At 66.2% G+C, this 12,336-nt stretch carries 14 protein-coding genes; 12 read left to right on the top strand and 2 right to left on the bottom strand.

What is annotated here, in order from left to right; all coding sequences use genetic code 11:
• Positions 1–41: 41 nt before the first annotated feature.
• Together BST47_RS02455 and BST47_RS02450 are read right to left on the bottom strand one after the other, a co-directional pair.
• Positions 42–746, bottom strand: coding sequence for a GAF and ANTAR domain-containing protein (locus tag BST47_RS02455; RefSeq protein ID WP_083123590.1), 705 nt, complete (start codon positions 744–746; stop codon positions 42–44).
• 83 nt (positions 747–829) lie between these two features.
• Positions 830–1,327, bottom strand: coding sequence for a DUF1990 domain-containing protein (locus BST47_RS02450; protein WP_083123589.1), 498 nt, complete (start codon positions 1,325–1,327; stop codon positions 830–832).
• 75 nt (positions 1,328–1,402) lie between these two features.
• Between BST47_RS02450 and BST47_RS02445 the strand changes: the two genes are divergently transcribed.
• The 12 genes from BST47_RS02445 to pdxT all read left to right on the top strand — a co-directional run bounded on the left by BST47_RS02445 (position 1,403) and on the right by pdxT (position 12,320).
• Positions 1,403–2,251 carry an aldo/keto reductase gene (locus BST47_RS02445; RefSeq protein WP_083123588.1) on the top strand — a complete coding sequence of 283 codons (849 nt, stop codon included), beginning with the start codon at positions 1,403–1,405 and terminating at the stop codon, positions 2,249–2,251.
• Between the two features lie 47 nt (positions 2,252–2,298).
• Positions 2,299–2,928 carry a PaaI family thioesterase gene (locus tag BST47_RS02440; protein WP_083123750.1) on the top strand — a complete coding sequence of 210 codons (630 nt, stop codon included), beginning with the start codon at positions 2,299–2,301 and terminating at the stop codon, positions 2,926–2,928.
• Positions 2,925–3,356: a TIGR02611 family protein gene (locus BST47_RS02435; protein ID WP_083123587.1), complete on the top strand. Its 432-nt coding sequence runs from the start codon at positions 2,925–2,927 to the stop codon at positions 3,354–3,356. Before BST47_RS02440 ends, BST47_RS02435 begins: the two co-directional genes overlap by 4 nt.
• A gap of 71 nt (positions 3,357–3,427) precedes the next feature.
• Positions 3,428–5,482 (top strand): threonine--tRNA ligase, encoded by a 2,055-nt coding sequence (gene thrS / locus BST47_RS02430; protein ID WP_083123749.1) that lies wholly within the window; start codon positions 3,428–3,430, stop codon positions 5,480–5,482.
• The gene (locus tag BST47_RS02425) at positions 5,479–6,057 is read left to right on the top strand and encodes an ATP adenylyltransferase (protein WP_083123586.1); all 579 of its coding nucleotides are present in this window, start codon (positions 5,479–5,481) and stop codon (positions 6,055–6,057) included. The genes thrS and BST47_RS02425 overlap by 4 nt, the downstream gene beginning before the upstream one ends.
• A complete protein-coding gene (gene pgsA, locus BST47_RS02420) occupies positions 6,057–6,761 on the top strand; it encodes a phosphatidylinositol phosphate synthase (protein ID WP_083123585.1) in 705 nt (234 codons plus the stop codon). The genes BST47_RS02425 and pgsA overlap by 1 nt, the downstream gene beginning before the upstream one ends.
• Entirely contained in the window at positions 6,758–7,696 is a 939-nt protein-coding gene (locus tag BST47_RS02415; protein WP_083123584.1) for a phosphatidylinositol mannoside acyltransferase, read from the top strand. Before pgsA ends, BST47_RS02415 begins: the two co-directional genes overlap by 4 nt.
• Complete coding sequence (locus BST47_RS02410) at positions 7,696–8,889, top strand: glycosyltransferase family 4 protein (RefSeq protein ID WP_083123583.1); 1,194 nt, start codon at positions 7,696–7,698, stop codon at positions 8,887–8,889. Before BST47_RS02415 ends, BST47_RS02410 begins: the two co-directional genes overlap by 1 nt.
• Positions 8,886–9,917, top strand: a complete 1,032-nt coding sequence (locus tag BST47_RS02405) for an NUDIX hydrolase (RefSeq protein WP_083123582.1) — start codon at positions 8,886–8,888, stop codon at positions 9,915–9,917. Before BST47_RS02410 ends, BST47_RS02405 begins: the two co-directional genes overlap by 4 nt.
• A gap of 67 nt (positions 9,918–9,984) precedes the next feature.
• Positions 9,985–10,893, top strand: a complete 909-nt coding sequence (gene pdxS / locus BST47_RS02400; protein WP_083123581.1) for a pyridoxal 5'-phosphate synthase lyase subunit PdxS — start codon at positions 9,985–9,987, stop codon at positions 10,891–10,893.
• A gap of 9 nt (positions 10,894–10,902) precedes the next feature.
• Positions 10,903–11,739, top strand: a complete 837-nt coding sequence (tesB, locus tag BST47_RS02395; protein ID WP_083123580.1) for an acyl-CoA thioesterase II — start codon at positions 10,903–10,905, stop codon at positions 11,737–11,739.
• On the top strand, positions 11,736–12,320 hold the full coding sequence (pdxT, locus tag BST47_RS02390) for a pyridoxal 5'-phosphate synthase glutaminase subunit PdxT (RefSeq protein WP_083123579.1): 585 nt from the start codon (positions 11,736–11,738) through the stop codon (positions 12,318–12,320). Before tesB ends, pdxT begins: the two co-directional genes overlap by 4 nt.
• The last annotated feature ends 16 nt before the right edge of the window (positions 12,321–12,336 follow it).

Below are 12,336 nucleotides of genomic sequence, written 5' to 3'. Positions count from 1 at the left end.
CTGAGACCTTCTCGCGACGACACCGAGACGGTACTGCGACGTTACTCGGCAGCGGTTTTGTCGGCGACGAGTTCGGTGGCGACCCTGATCAGCGGCACATTGGAATCCTGGGACAACTTGCGCAGCAGCTCGAACGCCCGCACCGCGTCGACGTCGTAGCGCTCCATGATCATGCCCTTGGCCTGACCGATGACGTCGCGGCTGGACAACGCCCTCTTGAACTGCTCATCGCGGCGCGCCGAGTTCCAGGCGACCGATGAGTGCGCGGCGAAGACCAGGCCGATGTTGCGCGATTCGCTGTCGAAGACGTTCGGTTGCTCGCTGTAGACGTTGAGAGCCCCCATCGTCTCGCCGGCGATGAACAACTGGAACGCCATGATCGACTTGATCGGGGTCTCGGCGAGGGCGTCCTGCCGGTAGAGCGGAAACCGATCGTCGGTCTCGAGGTCGGCGACATGGACGGTCTTCTCCTCCCACGCCGCGGTGAGGCACGGACCCTCCTGATGCCGCTGCTGGATCTTGTCCAACAACATCGGATACATGTGTGTCGCCGCCGGGGTTTCGATGTGCTTGCCGTTGCGCGTGAGGGTGATGCCGGCATATTGCGCGCCCGGAATCTCGATGGCGGCGTGCTCTGCCAGCTCGGCGACCACAGTGTCGGAGTCCGCATCCGGGCGGCCGTGCAGGCTCTGGACGAGCTCAGCAATACGCAGGTGGGTTGCTTCGACCTGGGTTGGATTGTTCACCGTTCACCGTCCGCACACTCGATGGGTTTCACCAGATTACGCGCGGTGAACGCGCCGGGTGACCGCGATCGCCAGGCCGGGTGTCACAGGGCATGCAAATAGCGCGTCGTGACGGCCGCCTGCACCAGCGACGTGACAGGCGATGCCAGCCGGCTCCACCACGTGGCGTGCCGGGAGAAGGCCGTGACCACGGCGGACACCGTCTCGCTGGCGGGGTCGTAGCGGACGAGGAACAGCTCCTCGCCCGATTCGGGGTGGCCGGGCAACGTGCCGTATGCGAAACCACGGCGATCGGGTTCGTCGACGACGTAGACGACCCGGCACGGCGCCTGCACCGGGCCCAGGCCCACGATCACCTCCGATCCCACAACGGCGACGTCCGTCGTCGCCTGGACCTTGACGCCGGCGCCGCGCAGCATGCCCCACCGCATCCCCGTAGCGGCGGCCTCCTCGAAGCGCGGCCGGCCCCGGCCGATCAAGGCTGTCTTCTGCACGTGCTGGTATCCGCCGGGCAGTGGCCCTGCGGTGGCACCGACTTCTGAATAGGTCAGTGGCAGGGCGGGAAGATCGCTCAGTTTCATTGCGGCCAGACGCTATCGCTCGAGTGGGCCCACGCGTGAGCCGGGGATTAACAATCTCGGCGTACGGTGCCAATCATGACCACCTTCACCATTGGCGGCGACCTCACCGTCAATCGTCTGGGATTCGGCGCGATGCGGCTGACGGGCAAGGGCGTGTGGGGTCCGCCCGATGATCGCGACGAATGCATCCGCGTGCTGCGCCGCCTTGTCGAGCTCGGCGTGAACTTCATCGATACCGCCGACTCCTACGGTCCATACGTGTCCGAGGAGCTGATCAAGGAAGCGCTGCACCCGTACCCGAACGGGCTCGTCGTCGCGACCAAGGCCGGTCTGCTGCGCACCGGACCCGACGCATGGCCTGTGCTCGGCCTCCCCGCGTACCTGCGTCAGGAATGCGAGATGAGCCTGCGTCGCCTCGGCGTAGACACCATCGACCTCTTTCAGCTGCACCGCATCGACGACAAGTTCCCAGCCGAGGACCAGGTCGGCGAACTGGTGAAGCTGCAGCAGGAGGGCAAGATCCGCCACATCGGGCTGTCCGAGGTGAATGTCGACCAGCTCGCAGCCGCCCAGAAGGTCGCGACGATCGTGTCGGTACAGAACATGTACAACCTCACGGTCCGATCGGCCGAACCTCTCCTCGAGGCGTGCGAGTCCCAGAACATCGGCTTCATTCCCTGGTTCCCGCTGGCTGCGGGGCCGCTGGCCGCGGCAGACGGTCCGCTGCAGCGCATCGCGGCCGATCACGATGCGTCGGCGTCGCAACTCGCACTGGCCTGGCTGCTCAAGCGGTCACCGGTGATGCTGCCCATCCCCGGCACGTCAAAAGTCGCCCATCTCGAGGAGAACGTTGCGGCCGCGGGTATCGAACTGTCCGACGAGGAGTTCGAGACGCTAAGCGAAGCCGGGTCGGCTTCCGCCTGACCCAGGCAATCCGGCCCGAGCGTGAGCCAGGCAATACGGTGGTCGGTGTGACGACCGATCATCCCTCGGGTGAGCACCCCGGCGGCGGATTCAATCCGCCGGTCCCGACCACCAACGGTGGACCCGACTACGGCCGGTTCGTCGACGCCGTCCGCACCCTGCAGGACCACGCCCGCGCCGCCGACGCGCCGGACGACGTGATCACCGAGGCCGCCGCCCTCGTCGAGAAGGTCACCCAACTGCTGGCGCCCTATTACGCCGACGAATGGGCCTCGCCCTCGGGGCGCCGCATGGACCTGCCCAACCGTGGCAACCTGCTCGCGATCCCCCTGGACCTGCACAAGACAGATGACGGGCGGATCGAGGGCACGGCGAGGTTCCGCCGCTTCCACCTCGGCCGCAACGGCGCCGCCCACGGTGGCGCGGTCGCCCAGCTTTTCGACGGGCTACTGGGGTACGCCGCGTTCACGCTCAGCGGTAGCCGAGCCCAGCGCACTGCGTTCCTGCACGTCGACTACCGCAAGATCGCTCTGATCGAGAAGGAGTTCGAAGTCGACGCCCGCATCGACGACATCGTCGATCGCAAGATCTTCGTGTCGGGCCGGCTGCTCGACGATGATGGCGTCCTCGCCGAATCGCACGCGCTCTTCGTGAAACTGCGGCCTGGGCAACCGTGAAACAGGAACAGGAACAGCCGAGCCGCGCCAGGCGGTGGGCGCGCTGGCGCGACAAGCTGCGCGAGCGTCCCCGCGTCGACTTCGTCTACCGCATCGTCGTCGGGGTCGTCGGCCTGGTGGTCTTCGCCGTCGGCATCGTCGCGATCCCGTACCCGGGCCCGGGCTGGGCAATCGTCTTCATCGGGCTCGGCATCCTTGCGACCGAATTCGAATGGGCCCGACGGCTGCTGGCGTATGCCAAGGAGCGCTACGACAAGGTAATGGACTGGTTCAAGGCACGACATTGGTCGATTCAGGCGATCGGCGGCATATTCACCGCGGCGTTCGTCTTGGGCACCCTGTGGGTGCTCGGCGCGGCCGACTGGACTGCCGAAGTCTTCGGCTTCGATTGGCACTGGCTGAGCTCCCCTATTGGCTTGGGGGATTGAGGACCCGCACCGATAGCATGGTCGCGTTCGACAGACCACGACGTCACCCCGACCCATTTGGAGACACCCTGATGAGCGCCGCCGTCAGCCCCGCCCTAGCAGCCCCTATCCGGGTCGCTGCCGGGACCACCGCGGGTGCGGCGGTGCGAGACGCGGGCCTGCCGGGTCGTGGTGATCCGGCCGCCGTGGTGGTGGTGCGCGATCCAGAGGGGCGGTTACGCGACCTGTCGTGGGCTCCCGACGCCGATGTCGACGTCGTGCCGGTGGCCGCCGACACCGAGGATGGGCGCAGCGTCATCCGCCACTCCGCCGCCCACGTGCTGGCTCAGGCCGTGCAGGAGATCTTTCCCGAGGCCAAGCTCGGCATCGGACCCCCCGTCACCGACGGCTTCTATTACGACTTCGACGTCCCACGCGCCTTCACCCCCGAGGATCTCGAAGCGCTCGAAAAGCGCATGCGCCAGATCGTGAAGGAGGGACAGCTCTTCTCACGCCGGGTCTATGAGTCCAAAGAGCAAGCGCGCCAGGAACTTGCGAACGAGCCGTACAAGCTCGAGCTCATCGAGGACAAGTCCGGTGACCCCGATGTCATGGAGGTCGGAGGCGACGAGCTGACCGCGTACGACAATCTCAATCCCCGTACCCGCGAACGGGAGTGGGGCGATCTGTGCCGCGGCCCGCACATTCCGACGACGCGTTACATTCCGGCGTTCAAGCTCACCCGCAGCTCGGCGGCCTACTGGCGGGGGAACCAGAACAACGCGAGCTTGCAACGCATCTACGGCACGGCGTGGGAGTCGCAGGAAGCCCTTGACCGCCACCTGGAGTTCATCGAGGAGGCGCAGCGTCGCGATCACCGCAAGCTCGGTGCGGAGCTGGACCTGTTCAGCTTCCCCGACGAAATCGGTTCCGGGCTGGCGGTTTTCCACCCCAAAGGGGGCATCATCCGCCGCGAGCTCGAGGAATACTCACGCCGCAAGCACATCGAGGCTGGCTACGAGTTCGTCAATACCCCGCATATCACCAAGGAACAGCTCTACATCACCTCGGGGCACCTCGAATGGTACGCCGACGGCATGTACCCCCCCATGCACATGGACGCCGAGTTCGACGAGGACGGCACGCTGCGCAAGCCGGGGCAGGACTACTACCTCAAGCCGATGAACTGCCCGATGCACCACCTGATCTTCCGATCACGCGGACGGTCGTATCGGGAACTTCCGTTGCGGCTCTTCGAATTCGGCTCGGTGTACCGCTACGAGAAGTCCGGTGTGGTGCACGGCCTGACCCGGGTGCGTGGCATGACTCAGGACGACGCGCACATCTACACCACCCGTGAGCAGATGCGTGACGAGCTGGCGTCGCTTCTCCGGTTCGTGCTCGACCTGCTCGCGGACTACGGGCTGAATGACTTCTATCTGGAGCTCTCGACGAAGGACCCGGAGAAGTACGTCGGCTCCGACGAGGACTGGGACGAGGCCACCGAGACGCTGCGTGAGGTCGCCGAGGCCTCCGGTCTGCATCTGGTGCCCGACCCCGGCGGTGCCGCGTTCTACGGACCCAAGATCTCCGTTCAGGTCAAGGACGCGCTGGGCAGAAGCTGGCAGATGTCGACCATCCAGCTCGATTTCAACATGCCTGACCGCTTCGAGCTGGAGTACACCGCGGCGGACGGCACCCGCAAGCGCCCGGTGCTCATTCACCGTGCGTTGTTCGGCTCGATCGAGCGGTTCTTCGGTGTCCTCACCGAGCATTACGCCGGGGCGTTCCCGGCGTGGCTGGCCCCCGTGCAGGTAGTCGGCATCCCCGTGGCCGACGATCACGTCCCGTACCTCAATGGCCTTGCGAATCAGTTGAAGATGGCCGGTATCAGGGCCGAGGTCGACGCCAGCGACGACCGGATGGCCAAGAAGATCGTGAACCACACCAACCAGAAGGTGCCGTTCATGCTCGTGGCCGGTGACCGCGACATCGAAGCCAATGCGGTCAGCTTCCGCTTCGGTGACCGTACGCAGATCAACGGTGTGCCACGCGACGAGGCGGTGGCGGCCATCGCCAAGTGGATCGAAAGCCGGGAAAACGCCACTCCGACAGCCGAACTGGTCAAGGTGGGCGCTCAGCCGTGACACGTGACGAGCGCCAGCACGAAGAGCGGGACGACGAGCACAGAATCGTCGACCACGGCGTCGGCGAGCCTGATCACCTGCAACGGCTGTGGACCCCGCACAGGATGAGCTACATCGCCGAGTCCCCGTTTCGGCGCAACAGTTCCGATCCGTCGGAGCCCTTTACCGACATCCCGAAGATGGCCGACGAGGACGGGCTGATGGTGGCGCGCGGCGAGCTCGTCTACGTCGTACTGAACCTGTACCCGTACAACCCGGGACATCTCATGGTCGTCCCGTACCGCCGGGTATCTGAGCTCGAAGATCTCACCGACACGGAGAGCGCGGAACTGATGGCGTTCACCCAGAAGGCGATTCGTGTCATCAAGAGTGTGTCCAACCCGATGGGCTTCAACGTCGGGCTGAACCTCGGCAAGGTGTCGGGCGGGTCGCTGGCCGAGCATCTGCACATGCATGTGGTGCCGCGTTGGATCGGCGACGCGAACTTCATCACCATCATCGGCGGCGCGAAGGTGGTCCCTCAGCTGCTGAGCGAAACGCGTGAACTGCTGGCGACGGAGTGGGCGAAGCAGTAATGAGCAATCTGTACCTGATGACGCGTGCGGCATACGAGAAGCTCTCTCGGCCGGTTGCCAAGGTTGCATTGCGCGCGGGGCTCACCCCCGACAGCATCACCATCCTCGGCACCGCGGGGACGGTGTTGGGCGCACTCACCCTGTTCCCGATCGGCCAGCTGTGGTGGGGCGCTTTCACCGTCTGGATCTTCGTGCTCGCCGACATGCTCGACGGCGCCATGGCGCGTCAGCGTGGCGGCGGAACGCGTTTCGGCGCTGTCCTCGACGCCACCTGTGACCGGATTGGCGACGGTGCGATCTTCTGTGGCCTCTTGTGGTGGGCCGCGTTCGGCATGCGGAGCACGTCCCTCGTGGTGGCCACGTTGATCTGTCTCGTCACCTCGCAGGTCATCTCGTACATCAAGGCGCGCGCCGAGGCCAGCGGGCTGTCCGCCGAGGGCGGCATGATCGAGCGGCCGGAACGGCTGATCATCGTGCTGCTCGGCGCCGGGCTTTCCGGGCTGTTCGGCATTCCGTGGCTGCTGCATGTGGCGATGTGGGTGCTCGCGGTGCTGAGCCTCGTCACCCTGGGTCAGCGCGTGCACAGCGTGCGTACCTCACCTGGAGCGATGGACCGGCTGACGAAGCCCGCCAGCGCTGACGGTGAAGAACCGGAGACGTCGGGGGGACACCAGCCGGCCGGTGGACCCGGGGATGAGTCATGACGGCACCCCTGTGGGAGCTGATGTCGGGCAAATCGCTGAGCGGGAGGTTCGCCGACTGGGGATACGCCGCAGGGTGGCAGGTCGTGCGGGCGATACCGGAGGTAGTGGCGCGCAACGCCTTCGGTGCCGGCGCGTACTACGCCGCACGTGGTGGTGGACCTGAACAACTACGCAAGAACCTCGCCCGGGTGATCGGTGTACCGCCCGAACGGGTGCCCGACGGGCTCATGCGCGCGTCACTTGCTTCCTATGCCCGGTACTGGCGCGAGGCATTCCGGCTGCCCACGATGGACCTGGCCGCGGTCGCCCGACGGTTGGACGAAGTGAGTCTCGGAACACACCGGCCGCAAGCGGCATTGGACGCCGGTCGCGGCGGAATTATGGCGCTGCCGCACAGCGGCAACTGGGATATGGCGGGCGTCTGGCTCGTCCAACAACACGGCGCCTTCTCCACGGTCGCCGAGCGGCTGAAGCCCGAATCGTTGTACCGCCGCTTCATCGAGTACCGGGAAAGCCTTGGCTTCGAAGTGTTTCCGGCCTCCGGCGGCGAGCGCCCACCGTTCGAGCTGCTTGCCGATCGGTTACGCGATAACAAGCTCGTCTGCCTGATGTCTGACCGCGACCTCACCCGGTCCGGAGTCGAGGTCGAATTCTTCGGCGAAGCCACCCGCCTGCCCGCCGGACCGGCCAAATTGGCGATCGCCACCGGCGCCCACCTGATTCCGGCGCACGTCTACTACGACGGCGACGACTGCGTCATCGACCTCCAGGAGCCGCTCGACACCAGCTCCAACGACGTCACCGCCGTCACCCAGGCGTTGGCGAATCGGTTCGAGCGCAACATCGCCGCGCATCCGGCCGACTGGCACATGATGCAGCCGCAGTGGCTGGCCGACCTCTCCGACGAGCGGCGCGCCAAACTCGAGGCGACCTGATGCGCATCGGCATGGTCTGCCCCTACTCGTTCGACGTGCCGGGCGGCGTGCAGTCGCATGTGTTGCAGCTGGCGGAGGTGATGCACGACCGCGGCCACGTGGTCAGCGTGCTGGCACCGACGTCGTCTCGAGCGCAGAGTTCGCTGCCCGACTACGTGGTGTCGGGCGGCAAGGCGGTGCCGATCCCGTACAACGGATCGGTGGCGCGGTTGCGTTTCGGCCCGGCGACCCACCGCATGGTCAAGAAGTGGCTCGCGCAGGGCGAATTCGACGTGTTGCATCTGCACGAGCCCAATGCGCCGAGTCTGTCGATGCTGGCGCTGAACATCGCCGAGGGTCCTATCGTCGCCACCTTTCACACCTCGACCACGAAGTCGTTGACGCTCAGTGTGTTCGAGCCGTTTCTGCGGCCGATGCACGAGAAGATCGTCGGCCGCATCGCAGTGTCGGACCTGGCGCGACGCTGGCAGATGGAATCACTCGGCAGCGACGCCGTCGAGATACCGAACGGGCTGGACGTCGACTCGTTCGCGTCGGCGCCGGCGATGGACGGCTATCCGCGCGCAGGTAAGTCAGTCCTGTTCCTGGGGCGGTACGACGAGCCCCGCAAGGGCATGGCCGTGCTGCTGCGTGCGCTGCCGCGCCTCGTCGAGCGGTTCGGCGACATCGAGATCCTGATCGTCGGCCGCGGCGAAGAGGATGAGCTGCGTCGCTCGGCAGGCAAACTCGCGAGGCATCTGCGGTTCCTGGGCCAAGTCGACGATGCCGCGAAGGCTTCGGCACTGCGCAGTGCGGATGTGTACTGCGCACCCAACACGGGGGGAGAGAGCTTCGGCATTGTGCTCGTCGAGGCGATGGCCTCGGGTACTGCCGTGGTGGCCAGCGACCTCGACGCGTTCCGCCGCGTGCTGGTGGACGGGACCGCGGGCCGACTGGTGCCGGTTGACGACCCGGCCGGATTGGCGGCAGGACTGATCGAGGTACTGGAGGACGACGACGTCCGGGTGCGCTACGTCGAGACGGCTGCCGAGGTGGTACGCCGCTATGACTGGTCGGTGGTGGCGCGCCAGATCATGCGCGTCTACGAGACGGTCGCCGGGGCGGGAGCGAAGGTTCGCGTGGCAGGTACGGCGAGCGCCGCCGAGGGCACCGGGCTCGCGAGTACCAGAGGAAAGGCCAGGGGTTTTAGGTGATCACCTGGATCCTCGTGATCGCGCTGGCGCTGCTTCTCGCGGTGCTGCTGTTGGTGGGCGCCTGGGCGTACCAAACCGCCAACCGGCTGGACCGGTTGCACGTGCGCTGCGACCTGTCCTGGCAGGCCCTCGACGGTGCGCTGGCGCGTCGGGCCGTGGTGGCTCGTGCGGTGGCCGTCGACTCCTACGGGGGCGCGCCGGCGGGTAAGCGACTGGCAGCGCTGGCCGACGCGGCCGAGCGTGCCCCGCGGCAGCGGCGTGAGGCTGCCGAGAACGAGCTGTCCTCGGCGTTGGCGATGGTCGAGCCGTCTTCGCTCCCGCACGCGCTGGTCGCCGAGCTGGCCGACGCCGAGGCGCGGGTCCTGTTGGCTCGCCGATTTCACAACGACGCGGTCCGCGACACCCTCACCCTGCGCGAGCGCCCGGCGGTCAGAATGCTGCGGCTCGGTGGAACCGCGCCACTACCAAGCTATTTCGAGATCGCCGAGCGTGCGACGGCATCCGATGAGATGGCGCCCGCACCTAACCAGCGGGTCTCGGCCCGCGTCGTACTGCTCGATCGCGACGGCGCGGTACTGCTGTTTCGCGGATCCGATCCCGCCGTCGCCGACGCACCGATCTGGTGGTTCACGGTCGGCGGCGCCGTCGAGCCGGGGGAGGCGCTCGCCGACGCCGCCGCGCGCGAGATCGCCGAAGAGACCGGCCTGCGGGTCAGCTCCGCCGATCTGATCGGGCCGGTGTGGCGCCGGGGCGCGGTCTTCGAGTTCAACGGCGTGCTCATCCGCAGCGAGGAGAAGTTCTTCGTCTACCGGACCGACCGTTTCGAACCGTCGACAAGCGGTCACAACGACCTCGAGCGGCGCACGATTCATGGTCACCGGTGGTGCGATGAGACAATGATTGCCGAGCTGGTCGCCAGGGGCGAGACCGTATATCCGTTGCAGTTGGGTGAGCTCCTCGGCGAAGCGACGAACTTGGCCGATCACCCGGTTGAAATGGCGCGGAGGCAGTTGCAATCGATCCGTTGATCTGCGGATTCTTTTGTATTTGCGGCCCTCATTAGACTGGATCAGTAGCGATTCGGAGGAGATAGCAGTGGATACCGCACCTAACGGGTCGGTGACCCAAACCGGAACCGCCCGGGTCAAACGCGGGATGGCGGAGATGCTCAAGGGTGGCGTCATCATGGACGTGGTCACGCCCGAGCAGGCGCGCATCGCCGAGGGAGCCGGCGCGGTAGCCGTCATGGCGCTCGAGCGGGTGCCCGCTGACATTCGGGCTCAGGGTGGTGTCGCGCGGATGAGCGATCCCGATCTGATCGAGGGGATCATCGACGCGGTGACCATCCCGGTGATGGCCAAGGTGCGCATCGGGCATTTCGTCGAGGCGCAGATCTTGCAGAGCCTGGGGGTGGACTACATCGACGAGTCCGAGGTGCTCACTCCCGCCGATTACACCCACCATGTCGACAAGTGGAAGTTCACCGTGCCGTTCGTGTGCGGTGCGACCAACCTGGGTGAGGCGTTGCGTCGGATCACCGAGGGTGCGGCGATGATCCGCTCCAAGGGTGAGGCCGGCACCGGAGATGTGTCCAATGCGACCACCCACATGCGCGCGATCGGTGGTGCGATCCGTCGCCTCACGTCGCTGTCTGAAGACGAGTTGTTCGTCGCGGCAAAAGAATTGCAGGCGCCCTATGACCTAGTCGCGGAGGTGGCGCGGGCAGGTAAGTTGCCGGTCACGCTGTTCACCGCGGGCGGTATCGCGACCCCGGCCGACGCGGCGATGATGATGCAGCTCGGTGCCGAGGGGGTGTTCGTCGGTTCGGGCATCTTCAAGTCCGGGGACCCGGCTGGTCGCGCCGCCGCGATCGTGAAGGCCACCACGTTCTACGACGACCCCGACGTGCTGGCGAAGGTGTCGCGCGGGCTGGGTGAGGCCATGGTCGGTATCAACGTGGAGGACGTCGCGGCCCCGCACCGGCTCGCCGAACGCGGCTGGTAAGAACATCAGGTGGCTATCGAAGAGATCCTCGATCTGGAGCAACTCGAGGTCAACATCTACCGCGGCAGTGTCTTCAGCCCCGAATCGGGCAACTGGCAGCGCACGTTCGGTGGTCATGTAGCCGGTCAGTCGTTAGTCTCGGCGGTACGCACGGTCGACCCGAAATACCAGGTGCATTCCCTGCACGGATACTTCCTGCGGCCGGGTGACGCGAAGGCGCCGACGGTGTTCATCGTCGAGCGGCTCCGCGATGGTGGGTCTTTCGCCACCCGCCGGGTCAATGCGATCCAGCACGGAGAGACCATCTTCTCGATGTCGGCGTCGTTCCAGACCGACCAGAGCGGCATCCACCATCAGGACACGATGCCGTCGGCGCCGCCGCCCGACGACCTGCCGGGCCTGACGGAGGTCAAAGCGTTCGACGACGCGGGCTTCAAACAATTCGCGGAGTGGGATGTGCGGGTGGTGCCGCAGGAGAAGCTGGAACGCCTGGCCGGCAAGGCTTCTCAGCAACAGGTCTGGTTCCGTCACCGGGATCCGCTGCCCGACGACTTCGTGCTGCACGTCTGCGCGCTGGCCTACCTGAGCGATCTCACTCTGCTCGGATCGGCACAGGTGCATCACGCCGCCGAGCGCCAACATCTGCAGGTCGCGTCGCTGGATCATGCGATGTGGTTCATGCGTCCGTTCCGCGCCGACGAATGGCTGCTCTACGACCAGTCGTCGCCGACGGCATCGGGCGGGCGATCGCTGACCCAGGGCAAGATCTACACCCAGACCGGTGAGATGGTGGCGGCGGTGACGCAGGAAGGGCTCACCCGCTACAAGCGCGGCTACACGCCGTGAGCGCACCGCACGTCGGCGTGCTGGCGCTCCAGGGCGACACTCGTGAACATCTTGCAGCATTGCGCGAGGCAGGCGTTGAGGCGTCCACGGTGCGGCGGCTACGTGAACTCGAAACCGTTGACGCGCTGGTGATCCCCGGCGGGGAGTCCACCACGATGAGCCATCTGTTGCGCGAATTCGAGCTGCTCGAACCGCTGCGCGCGAGGTTGGCCGACGGCATGCCTGCCTACGGCTCGTGCGCGGGCATGATTTTGCTCGCCACCGAGATCCTGGACGCCGGCACCGCCGGGCGCGACGCAACGCCGCTGAAAGCGATCGATATGACGGTGCGACGCAACGCGTTTGGTCGTCAGGTGGATTCGTTCGAGGATGACATCGACTTCACGGGTCTCGACAAGCCCGTGCACGCGGTGTTCATCCGGGCGCCGTGGGTCGAGCGCGTCGGCCCGGACGTCGAGGTGCTGGGGCAGGCCGCCGGCCATATCGTCGCGGTGCGTCAGGGCAAGATGCTCGCGACGTCGTTCCACCCGGAGGTGACCGGCGACCGTCGCATCCACAAACTCTTCGTGGACCTACTGTGAATCGGGCGCGCGTATG

It is taken from the genome of Mycolicibacterium tusciae (genome assembly GCF_002086795.1).
GTDB classification, from domain to species: domain Bacteria; phylum Actinomycetota; class Actinomycetes; order Mycobacteriales; family Mycobacteriaceae; genus Mycobacterium; species Mycobacterium tusciae.
This window is presented reverse-complemented; position numbering and strand designations above follow the sequence as displayed.

What these genes read in the sequence shown, in the direction of transcription:
- BST47_RS02410 (WP_083123583.1), top strand. Translation starts at nt 7,696, where the DNA reads ATGCGCATCGGCATGGTCTGCCCCTACTCGTTCGACGTGCCGGGCGGC.
- BST47_RS02415 (WP_083123584.1), top strand. Translation starts at nt 6,758, where the DNA reads ATGACGGCACCCCTGTGGGAGCTGATGTCGGGCAAATCGCTGAGCGGG.
- pgsA (WP_083123585.1), top strand. Translation starts at nt 6,057, where the DNA reads ATGAGCAATCTGTACCTGATGACGCGTGCGGCATACGAGAAGCTCTCT.
- BST47_RS02450 (WP_083123589.1), bottom strand. Translation starts at nt 1,327, where the DNA reads ATGAAACTGAGCGATCTTCCCGCCCTGCCACTGACCTATTCAGAAGTC.
- thrS (WP_083123749.1), top strand. Translation starts at nt 3,428, where the DNA reads ATGAGCGCCGCCGTCAGCCCCGCCCTAGCAGCCCCTATCCGGGTCGCT.
- BST47_RS02445 (WP_083123588.1), top strand. Translation starts at nt 1,403, where the DNA reads ATGACCACCTTCACCATTGGCGGCGACCTCACCGTCAATCGTCTGGGA.